The organism is Pantoea sp. sgz302252, from assembly GCF_042610525.1.
In the GTDB taxonomy this organism is placed as follows: Bacteria; Pseudomonadota; Gammaproteobacteria; order Enterobacterales; family Enterobacteriaceae; genus Erwinia.
The window spans coordinates 183,298-209,007 of the sequence record NZ_JBHDVM010000001.1 but is presented as its reverse complement, the minus strand read 5'-3'; the positions used below and the strand labels follow the sequence as shown (position 1 = coordinate 209,007).

Here is a 25,710-nt window from a genome sequence, read left to right as displayed (position 1 = left end):
ACGGATAATTACTGCGGCCGAAGGAAATCAACTGCCTGTTGGATATCCCGCGTGCGGGGCGTCGGCGGCAGGCTGTTCAGAAAAACGGCGCCATAGGGCCGCATGACCAAACGGTTATCGCAAATCACCAATACGCCCCGATCGTCGACATCACGGATCAGACGGCCAACGCCCTGTTTCAGGGTGATGACCGCATCGGGCAGTTGCACCTCATCAAAAGGATCGCCGCCGCGCAGTTTGCAATCTTCCATGCGCGCTTTCAGCAAGGGATCGTCCGGCGAAGTAAAAGGCAGTTTATCGATGATGACCAGCGACAGCGCGTCGCCGCGAACGTCGACGCCTTCCCAGAAACTGCTGGTCGCTACCAATACCGCATTGCCCGCTGCGATAAACTGCTTCAGAAGCTCGCCCTTGCTGGTTTCGCCCTGTAGCAGCACCGGCAGCGTTAGCACGGCGCGGAACTGTTCAGCCAGTTCGCGCATCATCTGGTGCGAGGTGCAAAGAAAGAAGCAGCGTCCGTTATTCGCCTCTATCAGCGGCAGCAGCATGCGCGCCAGCTGTCTTGCGCCGCCCGGCTGGTTGGGCGAAGGCAGGTTACGCGGCACACAAAGCAGCGCCTGGCTGGCGAAATCAAATGGGCTATTAAGGATCATCGTTTCCGCCGTAGCAACGCCAAGCCTTTCGACAAAATGCGTCATCTGCTCGTTTACCGCCAGGGTAGCGGAGGTGAAGATCCAGCTGGCCGGGCGCTCATCCATCACTTCCCGGAAGCGATCTGATACCGAAAGCGGCGTCAGCGCCAGCACGAAATGACGGCTGTTGCACTCATACCAGTAGCTAAAGCCGGGCTGCGCGACATCCTTCAGCCGCTTCAGCCTGCCGCGATAGAGCGCTGCCCGCTCAAAGGCCGCATCCAATAGCGCAGAGCGGCCCAGCGAGAGCTTCGCCACGTCGTAGCAAAGCTCCAGCGCATCGTCCAGCAGCAGCAGCGCGCGCTGAATGTTTGGATTATTGAGCACTTCACGCAGATTGCCGCGGTAGCCGGGATCGCCCAGCGCCAGCCGAAAATCCTGCGCGCTTTGCGCCAGGCGGTCGGCGGATTTTTGCAGCTGTTGCGCATCGCGGACTTCGGTACGATAGGCGATGGTGATGTCTTTGGCGAGATCGAGCAGCTGTTTGCTGGAAAGCTGCTGGCCGAAATACTGGCTGGCGATATCCGGTACCTGATGCGCCTCATCAAATATCATCACGTCCGCTTGCGGGATCAGCTCTGCAAATCCGCTCTCCTTAACCACCATATCGGCCAGGAAAAGGTGGTGGTTAACCACTACCACATCGGCATCCATTGCTTTGCGGCGGGCTTTTACCACAAAGCAATCCTGGTAGAGCGGGCAGTCGCTGCCCAGGCAGTTGTCGTTGGTGCTGGTCACCAGCGGCCAGACCGGGCTGTCTTCCGCTACGCCGCCGCAGGTGCTGATATCGCCATCCACGGTTTCGCTTGACCAGCCGCGCAGATGCACCAGGTCGCTCATCGCCTGCGCCGCCAGCTCGCCGCCCGCCATCGATTGTTGTTCCAGCCGCTCCAGGCAAAGATAGTTGGAACGGCCTTTCAGCAGCGCCAGCATACCCTTGAAGTTCAGGGCGCGGGCGACCGTAGGCAGATCGCGGCTGTAGAGCTGATCCTGAAGAGCCTTAGAGCCGGTAGAGATAATGACCTTTTTGCCGGAGCGCAGCGCGGGAGCAAGATAAGCATAGGTTTTGCCGGTGCCGGTTCCCGCTTCCACTACCAGCTCGCGTTTGTTATCGATAGCTTTGGCAACCGCCTCGGCCATCAGGCGCTGAGGCTCGCGCGGCTTAAAACCGGGAATGGCCTGCGCCAGCGCGCCGTCTGCTGCAAAATCGTTTACCACGTATCCTCACCGCCGGTTAAAAAAAGCAGGCTATTATGTCAGTATTAACACACTGACACAAATCATTATAAATCAAAAGGTTATTTCAACCGGAGCCGTTTTGCGAGCCGCTAAAGCAGCGACAGCTGGTTATCATCCAGCGCTTTCTTTTTACCTTTTCGGGCCGGCGGCTGCGGTCGCTGCATTTCCAGCCGCAGCCAGTGCAGGATGACCGTGACGATCCAGGCCTGCTGTTCCGCTGTCAGCGGCTGATGCAGTGGGATATGGTGCCATTTGCTCAGACAGCCCCGGCAGCAGGTAGCTGTGGCATGCTGCGCGATAAATACTGGATGGCCGCGCATCGGTGTTTGTTTGCCGTCGTTAGCTGGCTGTGCAGCGGAAAGACGGTCCCGCACAAAATCGGCGGCATGCGCGCTGATTTTTTCTTCGCCCTTTTCAGCACAGTAAGCATATTCACCGTGCCCCAGGTGGAATTTCTGGCGGAATGGTGAACGAGACAGGCGCGAAAAAAGGTCGTCAATAGCGGACATAAAGGATCCTGGCCCAGGATTGCTGTCTGATACCGGCTTTCCCGGCGGCATCAGCCTGAGAGAGGCCGAGTTCCTTTCTTCTTTTTTTGACTCTTTCCGCAAGGCTCACAGGTCTTCTCCCGCTGTGCTTATCCTGACAGTTAAAGCTGTATTTTACTGATGAATTATCTCAGCGCACCAGGCGGATTGATGGTATTTTTTTATGGTGTCTCAGGCAGAGGCCGCGCCAATTTAAAATTAATGAGATGAATATTAAACAAGGTATTGATATGCAAAAGGAAATAATCAGAGTAGAACCGATTGAGCATCGCATGTCAGAAGCAGTGATCCATAACGATGTTATCTACTATACCAGCGTGCCGGAAAACCTGGACGAGGATGCCGAAGCGCAGACGGCTAACGCGCTGGCGGTAATCGACCGCCTTCTAGCAAGCGTGGGCTCAGACAAAAGCCGCATTCTGGACGCGACTATTTTCCTGGTGCATAAAGAAGATTTCGCGGCGATGAACCGCGCCTGGGATGCCTGGGTTGCGCCCGGCAACGCGCCGGTGCGCTGCACCGTGCAGGCGGGCCTGATGAATCCAAAATATCTGGTCGAGATTAAAATTATCGCTGCTAAATAAGCGAATGGCGCGCTAAGGCGCGCCATGAGGTTGATGACAAAGTATCCCGGTGCTGGCTCAGGAGGTCTGTGTCTTCCGCAAAGACGCAAAAAGCGCCGTCCATAGTAGCTCAGTACGGGCCGTCCATGGCCCGTAATGCTTTGCTCCAGCCACTGGCCCTCCATCGCTTCAAGTTTGTCAGCAGTCTGATGGCGCGCTAAGACGCGCCATTTTACTTACTCGTCTTCGTCCGCATCGTCTTCATTGTCAGCTTGTTCGGGATCTTCGACCTCATCATCATCTTCGTCGTCAAAACGCACCGCGATCATCTCGCCAGTGTGCGTTTCACGAATTTCGGCCGCCACCAGCTGAATAGCCTGGCCGCTGCTCATGCCTTCGGCCATCAGCTCCTGAATACGCTCTACTGCCTGCTGCTGCTGTTCCAGCGACAGCGCCGGTAAACCACTAATCATATCTGCTCCTGTTTCAGTTGCGCCGATTATTCCACGCGTAACAAACAGATGCCAGCAACAGAAAAATATGCCAGGCTTGCTGCCTGTTTTAGTTCTGATCTGCTTAAACCATGTCACCTGTTTACCATTCCCTGAAGTATACGCCGGAAAGCCTCGGCGATCTGTTCAGTGCTATTGCCCATCAGCCCTGGGCGATGCTGCTACATTCCGGCTTTGCGCAGCATAGCGATAACCGTTTCGATATTTTGGTCGCCGATCCCGTAGCGACGCTGACTACTCGAGGCGCTGTTACCTGTATTGAGCGCAGCGGTCAGCTAACGGAAAGCAGAGAGGATCCGCTTAGTCTGCTGCAACAGACGCTGAGCGAGAGCGGTTTGCAGGCCGATGAAAACGCCGATTATCCTTTTCAGGGCGGCGCGCTGGGTCTGTTTGGCTACGATCTCGGCAGACGATTTGAAAAGCTGCCGCAGCTGGCGAAGCAGGATTTAACCACGCCGGATATGGCTGTCGGCATTTATGACTGGGCGCTGATTGCCGATCATCATCGTCAGGCCCTGACGCTGGTGACGCACGGCGAGGCGATGCGGCGGCTGAGCTGGCTGGATGAGCAAAAACCTCAGGCCGTCGAGCCGTTCCGCCTGACCAGCAGCTGGCGCTCTAATATGAGTCGAGAGGCATACGGTGAGAAGTTCCGTCAGGTTCAGGCCTGGTTGCGCAGCGGCGACTGCTACCAGATTAACCTCGCCCAGCGTTTTCAGGCCAGTTACTGCGGCGACGAGTGGCAGGCCTTCAGGCGGCTGAATCAGCAAAACCGCGCGCCGTTCAGCGCTTTTATTCGCCTGCCGGAAAGCGTGATATTGAGCCTTTCACCCGAGCGCTTTTTACAGGTTGCGGATAGCCAGATAGAAACCAGGCCGATAAAAGGCACGCTGCCCCGGCTCAGCGACGAGCAGGCCGATCGGCTGCAGGCGGAAAAGCTGGCGCAGTCGCCGAAAGATCGCGCGGAAAACCTGATGATTGTCGATCTGCTGCGTAACGATATTGGCCGCGTGGCTGTGCCCGGCACGGTAAAAGTACCGGAGCTGTTTGTAGTGGAGCCTTTTCCTGCTGTGCATCATCTGGTCAGCACTATCACCGGTTCGTTAAAACCGGAGTTAACGACCTCTGATTTGCTGCGCGCCTGCTTCCCCGGCGGCTCTATTACCGGCGCGCCGAAAGTACGGGCGATGGCTATCATTGATGAGCTGGAGCCTCACCGCCGCAACGCCTGGTGCGGTAGCATTGGCTACCTTAGCGTTTGTGGCCGTATGGATACCAGCATCACTATTCGTACCCTGACGGCGGAAAAAGGGCAGCTTTATTGTACTGCTGGCGGCGGCATTGTGGCAGACAGCGATGAGCAGTCCGAGTATCAGGAGACTTTCGATAAGGTGAACCGTATCCTTCCCTGCCTGGAGCAAACAGATGGCTGAGCTGTCGCCAGCGCTGGCGCGTTTTATCACCCGTTTTCAGCTTCAGCAGCCCGACCCTGCCGCTCTGCAGTTGCCCACTCGCCAGGCGGCAGTGCTGGTGCCGATTATTAACCGCCCGCGCCCTTCTCTGCTATTGACCCGACGCGCCGCCACGCTGCGCAAGCATGCAGGCCAGGTCGCTTTTCCCGGCGGCATGCGGGATAACGAAGATCGGTCACTGATTTTTACCGCGCTGCGAGAGGCGCAGGAAGAAGTCGCCATACCGCCAGAATGCGTTAAGGTGATCGGCGTTTTGCCCGCCATTACCAGCAGCACCGGCTTTCAGGTAACGCCAGTAGTAGGCATACTGCCTGAAAATATTCCCTGGCACCCTAACGAAGGAGAAGTAGAGTCGGTGTTTGAGATGCCATTACAGGAAGCGCTGCGACTGGGGCGCTATTCGCCGCTGGATATCCAGCGCCACGGCATTGCGCATCGGGTCTGGCTTTCCTGGTTCGACGACTATTTTATCTGGGGCATGACGGCAGGTATTATCCGCCAGCTTAGCCTCCAGGTTGCCGATTAGTTTTTTCGCACAAAATAGCGTCATTCTGGCCTGTTGGCAGTGGTTTAAAACAAAATAGCCGCTGCTTTCCCTGTTTTAGTTGGTTTTCCCCCTTCACAATTAGCGTAAATCCTTTATATTGCAGCGCAATTGCACGGTGCCGAAACATAACGGCCCGGCGATGACTTTGCCTTAATTCAGGTTGGGCAGAAAAAACGCTGTACCGCGGCCTGCCAAAGGCAACAATAACTTTTTCGTCTGCGGCTGATTAGTTTATTTCATGCGACTATCTGTCACATGATGATTACCATTACTTAATATCCAGCTATTAAATGCGACCCGGGAGCAAAATGTGATTAGCGTTTTCGACATGTTTAAGATCGGCATAGGCCCGTCCAGCTCCCATACGGTGGGGCCGATGAAAGCCGGCAAACAGTTTGTTGACGATCTGGTCAGCCAGGGCAAACTCAGCGACGTAACGCGTATTGCCGTTGATGTTTACGGTTCGCTTTCCCTGACCGGCAAAGGCCACCATACCGATATCGCCATTATTATGGGCTTATCTGGCGCCTCGCCGGAGACGGTGGATATCGACGGCATCCCGGCCTTTATCCGTGACGTGGAGGCACGTCAGCGGCTGCTGCTGGCTGAAGGCGCGCATGAAGTCGATTTTCCGCGTGAAGGCGGTATGGTGTTCCGCAGCGATAACCTTTCTCTGCACGAAAACGGTATGCGGATCCACGCCCTGGCTGGCGACAAGCTGATTTACAGCAAAACCTATTATTCCATCGGCGGCGGCTTTATCGTCGATGAAGAGCACTTTGGCCAGTCAACGCTAAATGAAGTGTCGGTGCCCTATCCGTTTAATTCCGCCAAAGAGATGCTGGCCCATTGCCACGAAACCGGGCTGTCGCTCTCCGGCATGGTTATGAAAAACGAGCTGGCGCTGCATAGCCGCGCGGAGATCGAGCGTTACTTTGGCGATGTCTGGCAAAGCATGCGCGACTGTATCGATCGCGGCCTGAACACCGAAGGCGTTTTGCCTGGCCCGCTGCGCGTACCGCGTCGTGCAGCCGCGCTGCGCCGTCTGCTGGTCTCTTCCGATAAGCTTTCCAGCGATCCAATGAACGTTATTGACTGGGTTAATATGTTCGCGCTGGCCGTCAACGAAGAGAACGCGGCGGGCGGTCGGGTAGTGACCGCACCTACCAACGGCGCCTGCGGTATAGTGCCAGCCGTGCTGGCCTATTACGATCATTTCATTGCTTCGGTGAGCCCGGATATCTTTATCCGCTATTTCCTGGCGGCGGGCGCGGTAGGCATTCTTTATAAGATGAACGCCTCAATTTCCGGCGCGGAAGTGGGCTGTCAGGGCGAAGTCGGCGTGGCCTGCTCGATGGCGGCGGCGGGCCTGGCCGAGCTGTTGGGCGCCAGCCCGGAGCAGGTTTGCGTGGCGGCGGAAATTGGTATGGAGCACAATCTGGGGCTGACCTGCGATCCGGTAGCGGGTCAGGTACAGGTTCCCTGCATCGAACGTAACGCTATCGCCTCAGTAAAAGCGATTAACTCAGCACGCATGGCGATGCGTCGTACCAGCGAGGCTCGCGTTTCCCTGGATAAAGTTATCGAAACTATGTACGAGACCGGCAAGGATATGAACGCCAAATATCGGGAAACTTCCCGCGGCGGCCTGGCTATCAAGGTTCAGTGCGACTGATGGCCGCACGGCGCCCACTGCGGCGCCGTTTTTTCTTGTAAACGCACGGCGTTATCTTTCTCTCCTTCCGCTTTATTCATTCCGCTTTCCCTTAGCCGTGACTAAACTTAATGCTGTTTTGGCCGATAACGATCTGGTTCGCGTTTCGCTTTAAGGATGGTTACTGATGCAAGTGTCACAGGAAGCTACAGGGGCCTTTCGCCGCCGACGCTTGTTGATTGCCGTGATAACAGCCGCGCTGGTGCTGGTGCTGACCCTGGCGGTGCGCTTTATTATCGAAAAAAACCATATTGAACAGCTATCACGCACTTTTGCCAGTGAGGCTATTCAGCGTTTCGACCGCCTTTTTTCGCCGCTTGACGTAGCGGCCAATAATACTTTGGGGCTGGTCGGCCTGCCGTGCGAGCAGGTGCGTTTTCCACTGGTAGAAAAGCTGGCCTCGCTGCAAACCGTCCGTTCGATTATTCTGGTCGATCGCGACAACATGTATTGTTCCAGTATTTTCGGCAGCAGCAACATTGGCTTTAGTGCCAGCTACCCAGAACTGGCGGTAAATAATCAGCGGATGCTGCTCAGCACAGACGAACACCTGCTGAAAGGGTCGCCAGTGCTGCTGCTTTGGACGCCTCAGGACGCCGCCAACCGGGGCGGGGTTCTGCAAATTATTAATATTGAGATGATGAGTAACTACCTGCTTGAGCCCGATCTTCCCTGGGTCGAGCGGGTTATTTTTAACGTGGCTAACCGCAGCCTGGAATATGGCAATCCCCTGATTGAGAAGGCGCTGCCTGCGGACGATGAGGTTAGCTATCAGGATACTTCGCTGCGTTATCCTTTTTCCGTGACGCTGTTCGGCCCGGCTCCCGCCAGGCTGGCGCTGGCTACGCTCCCCGCCCAATTGCCGCTGGCGCTGCTGCTGAGCCTGCTTTCCGGCTATATTGTCTGGCTGGCGACGGCCAACCGGATGAGCCTGGCCTGGCAGATCAGCTACGGCATTAACGCGCGCGAGTTTATGGTTTATTGCCAGCCATTAATTAATGCACGCAGCGGCGAATGCGAAGGCATTGAGCTACTGCTGCGCTGGCATAACGCCCGGCAGGGCTGGGTCTCACCGGATCTTTTTATTCCGCTGGCCGAACGGCACAACCTGATTGCGCCGCTGACACGCTATGTATTGAAGGAAGTGGTGAGCCAGTTGCCTCTGCTGCCTGACCGCGCCAATTTTCATATCGCTATTAATGTTGCCTCAAGCCATTTTCACGAACGCCAAATCGTGCTGGACCTGAAACAGTACTGGTGGCCTGCTAATCCTGGCCCGCAGCTGATTGTCGAGCTGACCGAACGCGATGCCCTGCCGGAAGTGGACAGGCGCGTGGTGGCGCAACTGCGGCAGAACGGCGTCAGGCTGGCGATTGACGATTTCGGCACCGGCCACAGTTCGCTTTCTTATCTGAAGACTTTGAGTCCGGACGTATTGAAAATAGATAAAGTTTTCACTGCCGCCATAGGCACGGATGCTATTAACGCTACGGTGACGGATATGGTGATATCGCTGGCGCAGCGGCTGAATATCAGTCTGGTGGCGGAAGGTGTGGAAACCGAGGAACAGGCAGTCTATTTGCGTGAGAAAGGCGTGGACGTGTTGCAGGGCTATCTTTTTGCCCGCCCAATGCCGCTGGAAAGTTTCCCGCAGTGGCTCAGCGAGCATCAGCCGCACGGCGGCGGCTGATTGCTGTTCTGACTTATTCTTCCTCGTCGCTATGATCGGGTTCGCGCGTAACGCGTACCAGATCAATGCGGTAGTCGCTGGCCGCGACAATCTGAAAATGGAACGGCGCCAGCGTAATTATTTCTCCTGTTTGCGGCAGCTGGCCTTTCTGCGCGATCAGCAATCCGGCCAGCGAAGCATGATCGTCTTCCGGCCTTACCAGCGTTTGGGTGTCAAGTAGCTGCTGCAGCGAATGCAGATCGGTGCCGCCCTTGACCAGCCAGCCGTCGCCATCGGCGATAATATCCGGCGTTTCGTCCTCATCCGGGAATTCGCCCGCAATCGCTTCCAGCACGTCCAGCGGCGTAATCAGCCCCTGCACCACGCCGAACTCGTTGCTGACCACCACAAAGCTGCCTTTGGCGCGGCGCAACACGCCCAGCAGATTAATAGGATCCAGGGTTTCCGGCACTATCACCGGCGGCGTTGCAGCGGCAAAAGTGGCAACGTCAACGCCGTGCTCCAGGGCGGCCAACAGCTCTTTGGCCCTGACGACGCCAATAACTTCGTCCAGCTCGCCGCGACATACCGGAAACAGGCTGTGCGGCGTATCCAGCAGCTGCACACGGATTTCATCGGCCGGGCGCTCAGCATTAACCCATGAAATATCGCCGCGCGGCGTCATAATGCTGCGCACCGAACGCGAAGCCAGCGTCAGCACGCCATTAATCATATAGCGCTCTTCATCTTTGAAAGCTTCCTGCGGCATCAGTTTGGCCGTTTCGCTCTCTTCTTCACCCGAAACCGGCTGGCCGCGTCTGCCGCCCATCAGACGCTGGATAGCCTCTGCGGTGCGTTCACGCATGGGCCTTCTGGCCTGGTGGCGGATAAAGTTAACCCGCGCAATCTGGTTGAACAGCTCGATTAAGATGGAGAAACCGATAGCCGCATAGAGATAGCCTTTCGGAATATGGAAACCGAAGCCTTCCGCCACCAGGCTGAGACCGATCATCAACAGGAAGCTAAGGCAGAGCACCACCACCGTTGGATGCGCGTTGACGAACCGGGTCAGCGGCTTTGACGCCAGCAGCATTACGCCCATCGCAATGACCACCGCCGTCATCATGATCGCCAGATTGTTGACCATGCCTACCGCGGTAATTACCGCATCCAGCGAGAACACGGCATCCAGCACCACGATTTGAATAACTACCGCCCAGAAGCTGGCATAGCCTTTATTGCCTCCGGCGCTGTGCTCGCGGTTTTCCAGCCTTTCATGCAGCTCCATCGTGGCCTTGAACAGCAGGAAGAAGCCACCCACCAGCAGAATCAGATCGCGACCTGAGAAGCTGAAGTCCGCGATGCTGAACAGCGGCCGCGTCAGCGTTACCATCCAGGAGATCAGCGAAAGCAGGCCAAGCCGCATCACCAGCGCAAGGGAAAGACCAATCAGACGCGCTTTATCACGCTGCTTTGGCGGCAGTTTGTCCGCAAGAATGGCGATAAAAACCAGGTTGTCTATGCCTAATACTATTTCAAGGACGACCAGCGTCAGCAGACCGGCCCAGATTGACGGGTCTAAGAGAAATTCCATGACGGGCTCCGGAAAAAGTTAGCTGACGACAGGCAGCCTGAGATCGGGGGAAGAAAAGCGTTAACGCCCGCAGTGGGCTGGATCAAAACGGCCGGATGGCCCGGCAGTGCGGTTAAAAGACTTCGGTGACAGTCCATAAGGAGGGCGCAGGCCCGTAGCTCCTGTAAAGATTAAGGAGTTCTACTGTAATCAGCCTGCGCGCCGTCGTCAAAATATTTGCTTACATTTACAGAAGGCCTTAGGGCCTGTCCTGCTATTCTGCCGAAAGCAATACTGGCGCGGGCTCCATCAACGCTGATTTTTCCTTCTGCCACAGTCGCAGCGTAAAATCCGTCTCAACGGAAAATAGAGGCGTAGTAGCCAGCACGCCCCACACTTCCGGCCGCGCGCGCCAGGCGAAAGGCGTCATTTGCAGCAGCGCAGCTGACTCTTCACTGTTAAGGCTCATTGGATAATTTAGCGACTGTTGCTCTACCAGCGTGAAACCTTGTAGCTGTTCCGGCGTTTCATCGTGCAGGCGCGCCTGCTGGTAAATTAGCTCTTTAAACTGCAACAGATGGCGCGGCCCGGGCGTCACGGTCAGGACATAGCCCTGTTCTTTAACCACGCGAGCCAGTTCCTCGGCTTTGCAGGGCGCATAAATACGCAGGACGGCATCAAACTGCTCGCTGGCGAAAGGCAAGCGATGGCTGGAAGCCACGCAGAAGCGCACGTTGCGATAGCGTTTTGCCCCTGCCCGCACCGCCACTCTGGATACGTCTAACGCGTGGACTTCCGCTTCGCCGTTTTCTTGTAATGCATCGGCTACCGCGTGGGTGTAATAGCCTTCGCCGCAGCCGATATCAAGCACGCTGACGCTGTCCGCTGGCAGGATACGCTGGAAAATCTCACAGACGGCAGCCTGCAACGGCTGATAGTGCCCGGCATCCAGGAACTCGCGCCGCGCCTGCATCATTTCCGCGCTGTCGCCCGGCTGCTTCGAGCGTTTGTGCTGTACCGGCAGCAGATTGACGTAGCCCTCTTTTGCCCGATCGAACTGGTGCCGGTTTTCACATCGCCAGCCGGAAGCGTCAGGCTGCAAAGGATGATGGCAAAGGGGGCAAAGGTAAGACATAACAACTCTCCGGTAACATTGAGGGCGGCAGTTTACCGGAAACGCGCAGACCAGGGCAGATTTTCTTACCTGCCGGGAAAAAAGCCGCATGCCCTGTTCCTGAAATGAAAAAGCCCCGCCGTTAAGGCAGGGCTTTAATATTCTGATACTTGCCTGATCCGTCGCGCGGGCAACGGCAAGATCGAAAATTAGATAGCGGTGACGTTCACAGCAGCAGGGCCTTTCTGGCCGTCCTGAATTTCGAACTCAACGTTCTGGCCTTCGGCCAGCGTTTTGAAGCCATTACCCTGGATAGCAGAGAAGTGTACGAATACATCTTTGCTGCCGTCGGCCGGAGTGATGAAACCAAAACCTTTAGACTCGTTGAACCACTTAACCTGACCTTTAATCTTTGCCATTTTGCAAATTCCTTAGAGTGTTAATTCGCCCGAGGGCGTGACGTACAGAAAAATCAGAGACACAACTGCATGAGGCATAAATTAAGGCTCGGCAAGGAAGCGGTATTCAACGTAACGTCTTTACTCTGAACTTCTTTACTGAAGCTGCCCTACATAAACAGAACTGTACCCCGTTTTACCCAAAGCGTTATCACATATTCGATTATTAATGGCAAGTTATTTTTAAGCGTCCGTGAACGTGTCGCACATAATTGAAACGTCTCCGGCACTTATTGCACATCAACAAAGGGATTGCGGAACATTATCATGGTAAAACCGCATGGCTCAGGCCTGTTTGTCTCGCGATGTTCTGGATTCATCATAGCCTGCCGCCGCGCCTAAGTCTACGGATTCCGCGCGGGGCGAACCCGATTTTCAGCTGCATTTATTGCAGAAATATGGCATTGCTTACGTAAAAAACTTCATTTAAAGATGGCCCATCGCAGATGAAAGTTACAATGGTATTGCCGTATCAAAACAAGCCTGCCGTACAGTTTTAATTTTAAATTGCACCAAAATCAGGAAAGTATATTTAGGAACGCCCCATTTAAACGCATTGCCTTTATCTGTTAATTGGCGGTCGTACCATCAATCTATTTTGATTAACGGTATGCCGCCTTGCCAGGAAACGACTTTAAATTTGTCGATTAGGACTAATCTTAAATTATATTATTAAGCCACTTTTTATCGCCAATTTTCCAGGCGCTGAAGCGCTGTTCGTCCAGTTTTGCGGCCTGCATCGCTTCAGCAAGCACGCGCGGCGGTTCGTCCAGCGATTCATCTGCCAGCTCAAACACGCCCCAGTGAATGGGGATTGTCTGCGGCTGGCCAAGATAGCGATGCAGCGAAACGGCCTCTTCCGGCGCCATATGCTGACCGCGCATGAACCATTGTGGTGCATAAGCACCGACCGGCAAAGCCGCCAGGTTAAAAGGGCCAAGCCGGTTAGCAATCTCCAGCAGGTTTTCTGAATAGCCGCTGTCGCCGCTGAACCAGAAATTCAGCTTCTGGCTTTTCACTACCCAGCCGCACCACAGCGAACGGTTGCGATCCCAGGGCGTGCGCATGCTCCAGTGGCGGGCAGGAACGGCGGAGATGCTCAGCTCACCCTCCTCCACGCTTTGCCACCAGTCTAACTGGGTGACCCGCTGCACGCCTCTTTTTTTAAACCAGGGCGCGAGCCCCAGCGGTACTACAAAGTGCGTATGCGGGAAACGGCGCACTATTTTTTTTATGGTGGGCCGGTCCAGATGATCGTAATGGCTGTGCGAAATCAGTACCCGATCCAGCGCGGGCAGATCTTCGATTTTCAGCGGCGCAGGCGTTTTGCGCTTCGGCCCGTAAAAACTGAGCGGCGAAACGCGTGGCGACAGCGCCGGATCGATCAGCGTGTATTTTCCCGAAGTGCGCAGCAGTAAACAGGCATGCCCCAACCACCAGACCGCATCCTCCTGACCGGCAAGATCGGCAGGCTGCCACCACTGGTGAATAAAATCCTGATAGCCGCGCGCGGGTGGAAAAGGCAATCCCTGTGCCTTGCGCTCTTTGCGCCAGCGCTGCAGATCGCCGCGCTGGCGCAGTTCTTCCTCTGGATTGCGGAAGCCTTCCGGCGTGTGGTGCTCTTTTTGCGGATCGTACCAGGGATTTTTCCAGGCCATGCGGGACTCCTTTTTAGCGCTCCGGAATTAAGCGGATAAAGTCATTATTGCTTTCTTCGTTTATTTGCGCAGGTCCGGCCTGTGCCTCTGCCAGCTGTTTAAGCAGCTGATTCTGTCTTTTTTGCTCTTCAAGCAGCGCTTCTAAAAGCCGGATCTGTTCGTTGGCCCGCACGCTGGCGCGGTTCACGATAAACCAGACGATCGAGCCGATAACTATCGCCAACGCAAGCAGAGCGGCGCCTGCCGCGCTGCCAGCGAGTTCATTCAACATGCTTTGTACTCCTGATGTGACGCATAATCATAGCGTTAAATAAATCAGCAGGAATTTTACCTGCTCGCCGGTGAATTGACAGCGCGTTGACGGAACTTTAGGAACCTTCGCGCAGGCGCGGCTGCAACATTGCTGTATGCTGGCGGCGAATTGCGTACCTGTTCACAATATTCTGCCGTCGGCGCTTTTAGTAAAGCCACGGCATTAAGGAGAACCTATGAGATTTTTTGGGCGTCTGGTTGCTCTGCTGGTGGTGATCTGGCTGGCTTTACTGGTTACCGGCTACGGCGTGCTGGCGGGAAGCCATAAGAACGTCGCCGGTATGGGGCTGCAATGTCAGTATATGACCGCTCGGGGCATGACTACCGCGCAGTATCTGCATAGCGACAGCGGCATTGTCGGCGTCTCCGACTGTCCTCTGTTGAAGAAAAGCAGCGAAGTGGTAGATAACTAAGCTTAAACCCGCTCTGTGCGGGTTTTTAGACTGATGACAAAGTATGCTGATGTAGGCTCAGGAGGGCTTGTGTCTTCCGCAAAGACGTAAAAAGCGCCTTCCATGGCAACTCAGTACGGGCCGTCCATGGCCCGTAATGCTTTGCTCCAGCCACAAGCCCTCCATCGCTTCAGGTTCAGCAGTCTGAAACCCGCACTGCGCGGGTTTTTTATGGCCGTAGAGATGCTCTATTGACTAAAAGGCCAGGCCCGATAGCCCATCTGCTCTGAAATAACTTTTGCCGCCTGATGCAGCATACCCACATAGCTGCTCTTCTCTTCTTCAGTAAAACGGATAGTGGGAAAGGAGATGCTCAGCCCGGCGATAACCACGCCAAAGCGATCGAATACCGGCACCGCGATGCAGCGCAGCCCCTCTTCCTGCTCTTCGTTATCTTCGCCGAAGCCCTGCGCGCGGACTTTTTCTAACTGGCTGATTAAAGCTTCCGCCGAAGTCAGCGTACGCGGCGTGCTTTGCTGGAAGTCTACGCCGGAAAGGATGCTTTTTACCTCTTCCGGCTCACGCCAGGCCAGCAGCACTTTGCCAATCGCCGTGCTGTACAGCGGATTACGCCGCCCGATGCGTGAGTACATGCGCAAATTGTAGAGCGAATCGATTTTATGGATATAGACGATGCTGTCTTCTTCCAGCGCGCCAAGATGTATGGTTTCGCGCGTCTGGCGAGAGAGTTCGCGCATCTGGATATCCGCGCTACGGATCAGATCGACGTTTTGCAGCGCCTTCGCCCCCAGCTCAAACAGCTTTAGCGTCAGGCTGTATTTTTCGCTGTCACCTTCCTGGGCGACATAGCCCAGCGACTTCATGGTTTGCAGAAAACGGTAAACGGTGCTTTTCGACATCATTACCCGCTGCGACAGCTCGGTAATACCGTGCTCCCTTTCCTCGCCTAACGCCTGTAAAATGCCAAATACTTTCAGTACGGAAGAGACTGAATCGGGCTGTTTGTCCACCTCATCCTTCGCCATAGCGCTTTTGCCTTATTGTTTTATAAAAAATGGAACACTATTCCTGAGTATACTTTTTGCTATAGCGGCAGCGCAACGCCAACCTTATAGGGTTACAGACACATTTGCTGATAGTTAGAGCAGCTGAAATCGTGGTGTAGCGTACGAAAAATCATTAGCATAGTAATATTCCTCTTCCTGACTATTATCTTATGCCGCAAACTTCTCAACCGGACGGCCTGCCCGTTCCGCAGCGCTACGGCGCCATCCTGGCGATAGCGCTGGGCATTACCGTCGCCGTGCTGGACGGCGCAATCGCTAACGTTGCGCTGCCGACTATCGCTCGCGATTTGCAGGCCAGTCCGGCCGCTTCTATCTGGATTGTTAACGCTTATCAGCTGGCGATTATTGTTTCCCTGCTGTCCCTCTCTTTTCTTGGCGATATTCTTGGTTATCGCCGCGTTTATCAGTGTGGCCTGGTTATTTTTACCTGTACCTCGCTGTTTTGCGCCTTAAGCGATTCGCTAACGACGCTGACTTTCGCCAGGGTGTTGCAAGGCTTTGGCGGCGCGGCGCTGATGAGCGTAAATACGGCGCTAATCCGCATTATCTATCCGCAGCGCCATCTGGGCCGGGGGATGGGCATTAATTCACTGATCGTGGCCGTTTCTACCGCTGCTGGCCCAACCGTCGCCGCCGCGGTACTGTCGGTCGCTTCCTGGAAATGGCTGTTTCTGATTAACGTGCCGGTAGGCATCGCGGCGCTGGTGCTGGCGTTTCGTTTTCTGCCGGATAATCTGCAAAAAGCCCAGGGTCAACGATTCGATCTGCCCAGCGCCGTAATGAATGCGCTAACGTTCGGCCTGCTAATCTCCGCACTAAGCGGATTCGCTCAGGGCCAAAGTGGCTGGCTGATCGCAGCGGAACTGGCTGCGTTGCTGGTTATCGGCTTTGTCTTTATTCGCCGTCAGCTACGAATGCCCGTACCGCTGCTGCCGGTGGATTTGCTGCGCATCCCGGTATTTTCGCTGTCGTTGGGAACGTCGGTTTGCTCTTTCTGCGCTCAGATGCTGGCGATGGTATCGCTGCCGTTTTTTCTGCAAACCGTCCTGCATCGCGGCGAGGTGGCAACAGGTCTGCTGCTGACGCCGTGGCCGCTGGCGACGATGGTGATGGCGCCAATCGCGGGCAGGCTAATCGAGCGTTACCATGCCGGACTGCTTGGCGGCATTGGGCTGGCATTGTTTGCCATCGGGCTTTTTGCGCTGGCGCTGCTGCCGCCCTCGCCTTCCGACTGGGCGATTATCTGGCGTATGGCCATCTGCGGGGCGGGCTTCGGCCTTTTCCAGTCGCCTAATAACCACACTATTATCAGCTCCGCTCCACGCCATCGCAGCGGCGGCGCAAGCGGCATGCTGGGCACGGCGCGTTTACTGGGGCAGACCAGCGGCGCGGCGCTGGTGGCGCTGATGTTCAATTTGTTTAACCAGCACGGCACTCATGCGTCGCTGTTGCTGGCTGGATGTTTTGCTGCCGTCGCCGCTATCGTCAGCGCGCTGCGCCTTACCCAGCCTCAGCCCGCTAAGAGCTAAAAGCAGGCAAAAAAATGCCGGTCATTGACCGGCATTGGGGGAACAGAACGGCTATTTCAGATACTGACCGCTGCGCAGCGCTTCAATGCGCTTATCCAGCGGCGGATGCGACATAAACAGCTCGCTCAGCGACTTTGACTTGCCGTTAATGCAGAAGGCCATCATGGTGCTGGCTTCCTGCGGCTCATAGCTGGTTTTCAGCCGTTGCAGCGCGGCAATCATTTTCTCGCGCCCTACCAGCTTCGCTGAACCGGCATCAGCGTGGTATTCACGATGGCGTGAGAACCACATGGTGATAATGCTGGCCAGGATACCGAACACCAGTTCCAGCACCATCGACACCGCAAAGTAAACCAGCGGGTTGCCGTTGCTGCTTTCGCCCTCTTCACGGTCGCCTGACAAAAAGCCGGAAGCGATCTGCGCAATTATGCGAGAGATGAAGATGACAAAGGTGTTCACCACGCCCTGAATCAGCGTCATCGTCACCATGTCGCCATTGGCGATATGGCTGATTTCGTGTGCCAGAACAGCCTCGGCTTCGTCGCGGTTCATGTTCTGCAGCAGGCCGGTGGAGACCGCTACCAGCGAAGCATCCCGGCGTGCGCCGGTAGCAAAGGCGTTGATATCCGGCGCGTGATAGACGGCAACCTGCGGCATCGCGATGCCCGCTTTTTGCGCCTGACCGGCGACAGTTTGCATCAGCCAGCGCTCGGTTTCGTTGCGTGGCTGTTCGATAACCTCACCGCCAACGGAGCGCAACGCCATCCATTTAGACATCAGCAGTGAGACAAACGCACCGCCAAAGCCAAACAGACCCGCCATAATCATCAGGCCCTGAACGCTGCTTGACTGAATTCCCGTCAGACTGAGGATCAGTCCGAAAACCAACATTACGCCCAGGTTGGTCAACAGGAAAAGCGCAATACGCATCATAAACTTTTATCTTCCTCGGTTAAAAAAATGGCTTAAAGCGATCCCTATCCTAGGGTCGCGGTAAAACATTTCAAGCCGCAAACTGCAATAAGTGTCTAAAAAGACATAACTTTACATTTTGTCTTAATTTTTAACGCTGTGGAAATCTTTCAGTGTCAGGAAAGGTGAAGTTATAGGCAGAACGGGAAAAATTCAGGTAAAAAAAGCGCGGCTTACGCCGCGCCTTGAGAGAGTAAATAAGCGCCAATGCCAGCTAAATATCGCTACGCATTAGCGCCAGCTACGATTAATTTGCCGCCTGGCTTTTTTCCAGGTGCGCCATGTCGTTGGCGATATTTACCGTCTCATCCAGGTAAGGATCCGGCTCTTTGTAATCCTTAGGCAGATCTTCCAGCTTCGCCAGCGGTTTTTTCCCTTCCTGCTTAAAGCGGGCATTAATGCGTTCCAGACGCAGCGCATCGTCTTCGTGGTTCTCTTTCTCGCGTTCGGCGAGGTTCAGAGAGATGATGTTGCGCTTGTCCTTCATAGCATTAAAGCGGGCGATATCCTTGAGGATATACTGGAATTCCCGGTCTTTGGCGATACGATCCTGGTGCGCTTTCAGCAGCTGCGGCAGCAGAGGTTTGACATCGCCTGTTTTGCTGTAGGTCGCCGCATTGATGCTGTCCCACGGCAGCGCGTTGTCTTCGAACTTCTCGCCCGTTTCCACCGCTTCCACGCCTGTCGGCATCAGCAGATCCGGCGTGACGCCTTTACGCTGCGTGCTGCCGCCGTTGACGCGGTAGAACTTCTGGATGGTATAGGTGATCGAGCCTAACGCCGGCCATTCAGGCCGCAGCATTTGATCGTAAATACGGTTCAGCGAACGGTATTGCTGAACCGTGCCTTTACCAAAGGTAGGCTCGCCGACAATAAGCGCGCGGCCGTAATCCTGCATCGCCGCCGCAAAGATTTCCGAGGCGGAAGCGCTGAACCGGTCAACCAGCACTACCAGCGGGCCTTTATAATAGACCACGCCGTCGGTATCGCTATCCTGGCGAACCTTGCCATTGTTGTCGCGAACCTGCACCACCGGGCCGCCTGGAATAAACAGGCCGGACAGCGAAACGGCTTCCGTCAGCGCGCCGCCGCCGTTAGTACGCAGATCGATTACCACGCTATCGACGTTTTGCTTCTGCAGTTTTTGCAGCTGCACTTTTACGTCATCGGTAAGGCCGACGTAGAAGCCCGGAATATCCAGCACGCCGACCTTCTCTTTGCCGACGTTATGCACGCTCATTTTAACCGCGCGATCTTCCAGACGGATTTTCTCACGCGTCAGGGTAATGATACGGGTTTTGGTGCCCTTGCCTGCAGGCAGGATCTCCAGACGTACCTTGCTGCCTTTCGGCCCTTTGATTTGCGCCACGACGTCGTCCAGACGCCAGCCGATCACATCCTGAACCGGTTTACCTGGCTGGCCGACACCGACGATGCGGTCGCCTACGGTAATGGCTTTGCTTTTCGCTGCCGGGCCGCCTGCTACCATGGAATTAATCACGGTATAGTCGTCGTCCATCTGCAGCACCGCGCCGATACCTTCCAGCGACAGGCTCATTTCCGTATTGAACTGATCGGTGTTGCGCGGCGAAAGGTAGCTGGTATGCGGATCGATTTCACGGGCGAAAGAGGTCATCGCCAGCTGGAAAACATCTTCGCTGTTGCTCTGCGCCAGGCGGCGAATAGCGAACTGGTAGCGTTTGGCAAGAACTTCGCGGATCTCTTTTTCGTCTTTGCCGGTCAGCTTGAGGCTCAGCTCGTCATATTTGACCTTGGCGTCCCACAGCTGGTTAAGCTCGGCCGGCGTTTGCGGCCAGGGTGCCTTGCTGCGGTCGATATCGATAGTATCGTGACCGCTAAAATCCATCGGCTTTTTTAGCACCGCCAGCGCGTATTCATAGCGCTCGAAGCGGCGCTTCTGCGCCAGATTGTATAAATCGTAAAAAACATCCAGCTGACCCGACTTGAGTTCGTCGCCCAGCGTGGTTTTTTTAGTGTCGTACTGCGCCACGTCGGAAGCCAGCAGCACGTTATGGTTGTAGTCCAGCAGATTGAGATAGCGGGCGAAAATTTTCGCCGAAAAATCTTTATCTAAATCGAACTGACGGTAGTGGGAACGGGTAAAACGCGACGTCACGCGTTCGCTGACGGTCGCATGCTGCGGTTCCTGGTGAAGCTGAGGGATTTGCTCGGCGCGCGTAATGGTATCGGCGGCGAAAACGTTCCCGGTAAACAGCAGCGCAGCAATAACGGTGGTTTTAAAAAAGTTGTTCATGCCCTGATTGGCCTCCGTATCAGAACTGCAAGTGTTCTGCGCGTACTATCATTGCCAGGCCGGAAGCCAGCTGTACCCGGACGCCATCTTTGGTGATCTCAAGAATGGTTGCCTCCATCGCGCTTTTGCCTGCCGTGACTTTGATGTTTTGACCCACCTGCAATGCTGCGGTATCCGTAACGGGTTGCGTGCGTTGCGGTTGGCGTTCTGCGGAAGGCGCGCGGCCAGGATTGCGCTGCGGCTTACTGCGTGCGGCACGAGGCTGCTCGCCTTCAGCAGAAGGTTTACGAACCGGCTTGCGTGGGCGACGCGGAGCGGCTTCTTCACCGGCCTCGCGTTTTTTCGCCTGCTGCTGCTCGCGCTGCGCCTGAACGCGCGCTTTTGCTTCCTCGAGCTGCTTACGGGCGTGCTCCACGTGCTGCTCGTCCAGCACGCCACAGGCGTTGCCGTCCAGATCAACGCGGGTCGCGCCCGCTTTGATGCCATATAAATAGCGCCAGCTTGAAGTATAAAGGCGCAGCGCGGAACGAAGCTGAGTTTTACTCAGGCTCATTTCGCCCTGCACGCGGTCGACTAAATCCTGAAAGATGCCGATTTTGAGCGGTCGTGCTTCGCCTTCGGCACTGAAGCACTGTGGGAACCGCTCCGCCAGAAAGGCGATTACTTCTTTGCTGCTATTCAACTTGGGTTGATTTTCCATGAAATTTCCTGATTACAACGGGTTTGCCAATCAGCGCAGGCATGAACAGGCGTCATTATAATGACCCCATCAGCAAATGCTACGTGATCCAGCACTTTAGCTGCGTTTCATGTGAATAAATTTTTCCACGTCGGAGCCAGCCAGCACCTCGCAAAGCCCGTCTACCAACGCGATCAGCCCTGTTTCGTCCTCTTGATCGAAGCGGTTATATTCCACGCTGTCGATATCCAGCACGCCGATTATTTGCCCGTTAACCACCAGTGGCAGCACGATTTCGGCATTACTGGCCGCGTCACAGGCAATATGCCCAGGGAATGCGTGGACGTCGTCCACTCGCTGCACCGCGTTTTCTGCCACTGCCGTGCCGCAAACGCCACGCCCTACCGGAATGCGCACGCAGGCGATTTTGCCCTGAAACGGCCCCAGCACCAGCGTATTCTCTTCTGTCAGCAGGTAAAACCCGGCCCAGTTCACGCCTTCCAGGCGTTCGAACAGCAGCGCACTGCAGTTGCCCATAGCGGCCAGAAAGCTGGTTTCGCCGGCGATAAGCGCGCGCAGATCGCGATTGAGATCCGAGTAAAATTCTTTTTTTGTCATTTTTTAACCATTATTGAAACTTGTTACGAAGCCCAGTATGACCTCGCCCGATAAAATAAGCATTAAAAGTCCAGACGGACAAGGTGAATGATTCCGTTAGTTAATATACCCTTGTTGGTCTGAAGCTTTAAAAGCATAACAAAGAGTGGTTCGCCGGGGCGATGGTTGCCTTAACGCCCGCGCCAGGCCAGGTAATCCGTGAAAATATACGCTATCAGCCAGATTCTGCCTCAGGAACGTTATCAGCGTTGTCCGCAATGCGATACCCTTTTTTCCTTACCAGATGTTAAATCGAACCAGTCGGCGCACTGCCCGCGCTGCAACGCCAGGATTATGAATGGGCGTGACTGGTCGATGACACGGCTGGCGGCAATGGCGGTCACCATGCTGCTGCTGATGCCGTTCGCCTTCAGCGAGCCGCTGCTGACAATCCGGCTGCTGGGCACCACTATTCGCGCCAGCCTGCTGGAGGGCATTATGCAGATGGCGCAGCAGGGCGACGTCATTACCGCTTCTATGGTGGCGTTCTGCACTGTTGGCGCGCCCGCCACGCTGGTCGCCGCTATCGGCTGGCTCTATTTTGGCCACCGACTGGGCCTGAATCTGCGCCCGGTGCTGCTGATGCTGGATCGCCTGAAAGAGTGGGTAATGCTGGATATTTATCTGGTCGGCATCGCCGTTGCCTCGATCAAAGTCCAGGATTATGCGGATCTTAATCCCGGCACCGGCCTGCTTGCCTTTCTTTCGCTGGCGGCGCTGAGCCTGGTCACCTTAATCCATATGAATGTCGAACAGCTGTGGCACCGCTTTTACCCGCAGCCACAGCCGCATACGTCGCCAGAGCAGCTGCGGGTTTGCCTGAACTGTCATCATACCGGCCTGCCCGACGAGCGGGGCCGCTGTCCGCGCTGCCATACGCCACTGCGCCTGCGCCGCCGCCACAGCCTGCAAAAATCCTGGGCGGCGCTAATTTCTTCGATTGTGCTGCTGATCCCGGCCAATCTGCTGCCGATTTCCGTTATTTATCTCAACGGCGCACGCCAGGAAGATACTATTCTTTCCGGTATCCTTTCGCTGGCTTCCGGCAATATTCCGGTAGCGATCGTGGTGTTTGTCGCCAGTATCATGGTGCCTTTTACCAAAGTTATTGTGCTGCTGACGCTGTTGGCCAGCATCCATTTTAAATGTGAACAGGGTCTGAAAACCCGCATCCGCCTGCTGCGCGTCGTTACCTGGGTCGGACGCTGGTCTATGCTGGACCTGTTTGTTATCTCTTTAACCATGTCGCTGGTGAATCGTGACCAGCTTCTGGCTTTTACTATGGGACCGGCGGCCTTCTATTTTGGCGCAGCGGTCATTCTTACTATCCTTGCCGTCGAGTGGCTGGATAGCCGTTTACTTTGGGATGCACATGCAACAGGAAACGCCGACTACACCGACTAGCGCACGCATTAAAAACCGCCGCAGGATCTCGCCATTCTGGCTGCTGCCGTTTATCGCGCTGTTGATTGCGGGCTGGCTCGTCTGGACAAATTACCAGGAGCGCGGCACTACCATCACCATTGATTTCGCTACCGCGGACGGCATAGTGCCGGGCCGAACGCCGGTGCGCTATCAGGGCGTCGAAGTCGGTCAGGTGCAGGGCATCAGCATGACCGATGATTTGCGCACCATTAAAATCAAGGCCAGCATCAAGAGCGATATGAAGGATGCGCTGCGTGATAAAACGCAGTTTTGGCTGGTAACGCCGAAAGCCTCGCTGGCGGGGGTTTCGGGTCTGGACGCGCTGGTAGGCGGTAACTATATCGGCATGATGCCGGGCAAAGGCAAGCCGCAGGACCACTTTGTGGCTTCTGATACCCAACCAAAATATCGCGTTAACACGGGCGAGATGCTGATCCATCTGCACGCCGCCGATTTAAGCTCGCTGAACACCGGCTCGCTGGTCTATTTCCGCAAAATTCCAGTAGGCCGCGTATACGACTACAGTATTAATCCCGGCAATCAGGGCGTTACCGTAGATGTGCTGATCGAGCGTCGCTTTACCAATCTGGTGAAGAAAGAGAGCCGTTTCTGGAACGTTTCCGGCGTAAAAGCTGACGTGGGCCTGAGCGGCGCGAAAGTGCAGCTGGAGAGCCTGGCGGCACTGGTAAACGGCGCAATTGCTTTCGATTCGCCAGACGATTCCGCGCAGGCGAAAAGCGACGATAACTACCAGCTTTACCCGGATCTGGCGCACAGCCACCGCGGCGTCATTATTACCCTGGATCTGCCTGGCGGCAAAAACCTCAAGGCTGGCAGCACGCCGTTGCTGTATCAGGGGCTGGAAGTCGGTACGCTGACGGCGCTTAATTTACAGCCCGACGGTAAGGTCAAGGGTGAACTGACTATCGATCCTTCCGTAACGGGCCTGATGCGTACCGGCACGCGTATTGAGATGCGCAGCCCTAAAATTTCTCTGGCCGATACCAGCCTCAGCAGCCTTTTAACCGGCAATACGCTGGAGCTGGTGCCCGGCGAAGGTGAACCACAGGATCGCTTTACCGTGCTGCAAAGCAACGAGTCGCTGTTACAGCGTCCCAACGCGCTGGAGCTGAAACTGACCGCGCCGGAAAGCTACGGCATCGACGCGGGCCAGCCGATTATGCTGCACGGCATGCAAATTGGTCAGGTTGTTAGCCGCAAGCTTAACGAACAGGGCGTTAATTTTGTTATCGCTATTACGCCTGACTACCGCGACCTGGTGCACGGTGACAGTAAATTTATTATTAACAGCCGGCTGGATGTGAAGCTGGGACTGGACGGCATGGAGGTGCTGGGCGCCAGCGCGCGCGAGTGGGTCGATGGCGGCATTCGGCTTCAGCCCGGCAGTAAAGGTGCGCCGAAAGAGAGCTATCCGCTCTATGCCAATGCAGAAAAAGCGGCAGAAGGCATTACCACCAATCAGTTACCGACCACGCTAACACTGACTGCCAACAGCCTGCCGGATATTCAGGCCGGTTCGGTAGTGCTTTACCGCAAGTTTCAGGTGGGCGAGATTGTGGATGTTACGCCAAGAGCTAATGAATTCGATGTGCGCGTGCATATCAAACCGGAGTACCGCAAGCTGCTGACGCCGAATAGCGTCTTCTGGTCGGAAGGCGGCGCGCGCGTGCAGCTTAACGGCAGCGGCCTGACCGTGCAGGCTTCGCCACTGAACCGCGCGTTAAAAGGCGCCATCAGTTTCGATAACCTTACCGGCGCGGGCGCGGGCCTGACCAGCAAAGACAAACGCACGCTGTTTGATTCCGAAACGGCAGCCAGAGCGGTAGGTAGCCAGATTATGCTGCGCACTTATGACGCCAGCAAGCTCTCTTCCGGCATGCCGATTCGTTATCTTGGCATCACCATTGGCCAGGTAGAATCACTGGCCTTAAATAACGACAGGAATGTGGTGGTCGCCAAAGCCGTGCTTTATCCAGAATACGTGCAGGATTTTGCGCGTCTGGGCAGCCGTTTCTCTGTGGTTTCGCCAGAAATTTCCGCAGCGGGCGTCAATCATCTGGATACGATTTTGCAGCCTTATATCAATGTCGATCCGGGCAAAGGCCGCGCGCAGCGTACTTTTGAGCTTCAGGAGTCAACGATTACCGACGCGCGCTATCTGGATGGCCTGAACGTGGTGCTGGATGCGCCAGAAGGCGGCTCGCTTTCGGTTGGTACGCCGGTGCTGTTCCGCGGCATAGAAGTAGGTACGGTAACAGGCACTTCGCTGGGCGCGATGGCGGATCGCGTGCAGATTACGCTGCGCATCAGCAAGAAATATCAGCATCTGGTGCGCAACAACTCGGTGTTCTGGCTGGCCTCGGGCTATAACTTTAAGTTTGGCCTGATTGGCGGCGTAGTAAAAACCGGCACCTTCCAGCAGTTTATTCAGGGCGGCATCCAGTTCGCCACGCCGCCGACGGTGCCGCTTGCGCCACAGGCTACCAGCGGCAAGCACTATCTGCTGGAGGATGAAGAGCCGAAGGACTGGCGCAAATGGGGCACGGCGCTGCCAGCCCAATAACCTGGACGGGCAGCCTGGCTGCCCGTTTTTTTTGCCAC

22 protein-coding genes are annotated in these 25,710 nt (G+C 55.6%); 9 read left to right on the top strand and 13 right to left on the bottom strand.

Annotation, left to right across the window (positions count from 1 at the left end):
* Nucleotides 1–8 precede the first annotated feature (8 nt).
* Nucleotides 9–1,910, bottom strand: coding sequence for an ATP-dependent DNA helicase (locus ACETPC_RS00890; RefSeq protein ID WP_380177725.1), 1,902 nt, complete (start codon nucleotides 1,908–1,910; stop codon nucleotides 9–11).
* Nucleotides 1,911–2,020: 110 nt separating this feature from the next.
* Nucleotides 2,021–2,440 (bottom strand): DUF4186 domain-containing protein, encoded by a 420-nt coding sequence (locus ACETPC_RS00885; RefSeq protein ID WP_380177723.1) that lies wholly within the window; start codon nucleotides 2,438–2,440, stop codon nucleotides 2,021–2,023.
* 269 nt (nucleotides 2,441–2,709) lie between these two features.
* On the opposite strand from ACETPC_RS00885, the gene ACETPC_RS00880 reads away from it, so the two are divergent.
* A complete protein-coding gene (locus ACETPC_RS00880; protein ID WP_380177721.1) occupies nucleotides 2,710–3,063 on the top strand; it encodes a RidA family protein in 354 nt (117 codons plus the stop codon).
* A gap of 215 nt (nucleotides 3,064–3,278) precedes the next feature.
* Here ACETPC_RS00880 and ACETPC_RS00875 read toward each other — a convergent pair whose 3' ends face one another.
* Nucleotides 3,279–3,515, bottom strand: a complete 237-nt coding sequence (locus tag ACETPC_RS00875) for a YoaH family protein (RefSeq protein ID WP_380177719.1) — start codon at nucleotides 3,513–3,515, stop codon at nucleotides 3,279–3,281.
* A gap of 110 nt (nucleotides 3,516–3,625) precedes the next feature.
* On the opposite strand from ACETPC_RS00875, the gene pabB reads away from it, so the two are divergent.
* The 4 genes from pabB to ACETPC_RS00855 all read left to right on the top strand — a co-directional run bounded on the left by pabB (nucleotide 3,626) and on the right by ACETPC_RS00855 (nucleotide 8,977).
* Entirely contained in the window at nucleotides 3,626–4,987 is a 1,362-nt protein-coding gene (gene pabB, locus ACETPC_RS00870; RefSeq protein ID WP_380177717.1) for an aminodeoxychorismate synthase component 1, read from the top strand.
* Complete coding sequence (locus tag ACETPC_RS00865; protein WP_380177715.1) at nucleotides 4,980–5,552, top strand: CoA pyrophosphatase; 573 nt, start codon at nucleotides 4,980–4,982, stop codon at nucleotides 5,550–5,552. Before pabB ends, ACETPC_RS00865 begins: the two co-directional genes overlap by 8 nt.
* Nucleotides 5,553–5,883: 331 nt before the next feature.
* The gene (gene sdaA / locus ACETPC_RS00860; RefSeq protein ID WP_380177713.1) at nucleotides 5,884–7,248 is read left to right on the top strand and encodes an L-serine ammonia-lyase; all 1,365 of its coding nucleotides are present in this window, start codon (nucleotides 5,884–5,886) and stop codon (nucleotides 7,246–7,248) included.
* Nucleotides 7,249–7,414: 166 nt separating this feature from the next.
* Nucleotides 7,415–8,977: an EAL domain-containing protein gene (locus ACETPC_RS00855; protein ID WP_380177711.1), complete on the top strand. Its 1,563-nt coding sequence runs from the start codon at nucleotides 7,415–7,417 to the stop codon at nucleotides 8,975–8,977.
* Nucleotides 8,978–8,990: 13 nt separating this feature from the next.
* On the opposite strand, the gene ACETPC_RS00850 is transcribed toward ACETPC_RS00855, so the two are convergent.
* The 5 genes from ACETPC_RS00850 to ACETPC_RS00830 all read right to left on the bottom strand — a co-directional run bounded on the left by ACETPC_RS00850 (nucleotide 8,991) and on the right by ACETPC_RS00830 (nucleotide 14,027).
* Nucleotides 8,991–10,550 carry a transporter associated domain-containing protein gene (locus tag ACETPC_RS00850; protein ID WP_380177709.1) on the bottom strand — a complete coding sequence of 520 codons (1,560 nt, stop codon included), beginning with the start codon at nucleotides 10,548–10,550 and terminating at the stop codon, nucleotides 8,991–8,993.
* A 253-nt stretch (nucleotides 10,551–10,803) separates the two neighbouring features.
* Nucleotides 10,804–11,664 (bottom strand): 23S rRNA (guanine(745)-N(1))-methyltransferase, encoded by an 861-nt coding sequence (gene rlmA / locus ACETPC_RS00845; RefSeq protein WP_380177707.1) that lies wholly within the window; start codon nucleotides 11,662–11,664, stop codon nucleotides 10,804–10,806.
* A 188-nt stretch (nucleotides 11,665–11,852) separates the two neighbouring features.
* On the bottom strand, nucleotides 11,853–12,062 hold the full coding sequence (gene cspE / locus ACETPC_RS00840; protein ID WP_001062678.1) for a transcription antiterminator/RNA stability regulator CspE: 210 nt from the start codon (nucleotides 12,060–12,062) through the stop codon (nucleotides 11,853–11,855).
* Nucleotides 12,063–12,760: 698 nt separating this feature from the next.
* A complete protein-coding gene (locus tag ACETPC_RS00835) occupies nucleotides 12,761–13,759 on the bottom strand; it encodes an MBL fold metallo-hydrolase (protein WP_380177694.1) in 999 nt (332 codons plus the stop codon).
* Nucleotides 13,760–13,772: 13 nt separating this feature from the next.
* Nucleotides 13,773–14,027 carry a YebO family protein gene (locus ACETPC_RS00830; protein ID WP_380178821.1) on the bottom strand — a complete coding sequence of 85 codons (255 nt, stop codon included), beginning with the start codon at nucleotides 14,025–14,027 and terminating at the stop codon, nucleotides 13,773–13,775.
* A 220-nt stretch (nucleotides 14,028–14,247) separates the two neighbouring features.
* Between ACETPC_RS00830 and ACETPC_RS00825 the strand changes: the two genes are divergently transcribed.
* On the top strand, nucleotides 14,248–14,484 hold the full coding sequence (locus ACETPC_RS00825) for a YobH family protein (RefSeq protein ID WP_380177692.1): 237 nt from the start codon (nucleotides 14,248–14,250) through the stop codon (nucleotides 14,482–14,484).
* A 227-nt stretch (nucleotides 14,485–14,711) separates the two neighbouring features.
* Here ACETPC_RS00825 and kdgR read toward each other — a convergent pair whose 3' ends face one another.
* Nucleotides 14,712–15,509 (bottom strand): DNA-binding transcriptional regulator KdgR, encoded by a 798-nt coding sequence (kdgR, locus tag ACETPC_RS00820; protein ID WP_380177690.1) that lies wholly within the window; start codon nucleotides 15,507–15,509, stop codon nucleotides 14,712–14,714.
* A gap of 191 nt (nucleotides 15,510–15,700) precedes the next feature.
* Between kdgR and ACETPC_RS00815 the strand changes: the two genes are divergently transcribed.
* Nucleotides 15,701–17,080, top strand: a complete 1,380-nt coding sequence (locus ACETPC_RS00815) for an MFS transporter (protein ID WP_380177688.1) — start codon at nucleotides 15,701–15,703, stop codon at nucleotides 17,078–17,080.
* 51 nt (nucleotides 17,081–17,131) lie between these two features.
* On the opposite strand, the gene htpX is transcribed toward ACETPC_RS00815, so the two are convergent.
* The 4 genes from htpX to ACETPC_RS00795 form a co-directional block, all read right to left on the bottom strand.
* Nucleotides 17,132–18,013, bottom strand: coding sequence for a protease HtpX (htpX, locus tag ACETPC_RS00810; RefSeq protein WP_380177686.1), 882 nt, complete (start codon nucleotides 18,011–18,013; stop codon nucleotides 17,132–17,134).
* Between the two features lie 286 nt (nucleotides 18,014–18,299).
* The gene (prc, locus tag ACETPC_RS00805; RefSeq protein WP_380177684.1) at nucleotides 18,300–20,327 is read right to left on the bottom strand and encodes a carboxy terminal-processing peptidase; all 2,028 of its coding nucleotides are present in this window, start codon (nucleotides 20,325–20,327) and stop codon (nucleotides 18,300–18,302) included.
* Nucleotides 20,328–20,346: 19 nt separating this feature from the next.
* The gene (gene proQ, locus ACETPC_RS00800; protein WP_380177682.1) at nucleotides 20,347–21,027 is read right to left on the bottom strand and encodes an RNA chaperone ProQ; all 681 of its coding nucleotides are present in this window, start codon (nucleotides 21,025–21,027) and stop codon (nucleotides 20,347–20,349) included.
* Between the two features lie 96 nt (nucleotides 21,028–21,123).
* Complete coding sequence (locus tag ACETPC_RS00795; protein WP_380177680.1) at nucleotides 21,124–21,624, bottom strand: GAF domain-containing protein; 501 nt, start codon at nucleotides 21,622–21,624, stop codon at nucleotides 21,124–21,126.
* Nucleotides 21,625–21,822: 198 nt separating this feature from the next.
* Between ACETPC_RS00795 and yebS the strand changes: the two genes are divergently transcribed.
* Nucleotides 21,823–23,067, top strand: a complete 1,245-nt coding sequence (yebS, locus tag ACETPC_RS00790; RefSeq protein ID WP_380177678.1) for a membrane integrity lipid transport subunit YebS — start codon at nucleotides 21,823–21,825, stop codon at nucleotides 23,065–23,067.
* Entirely contained in the window at nucleotides 23,036–25,672 is a 2,637-nt protein-coding gene (locus ACETPC_RS00785) for an MlaD family protein (RefSeq protein WP_380177676.1), read from the top strand. Before yebS ends, ACETPC_RS00785 begins: the two co-directional genes overlap by 32 nt.
* The last annotated feature ends 38 nt before the right edge of the window (nucleotides 25,673–25,710 follow it).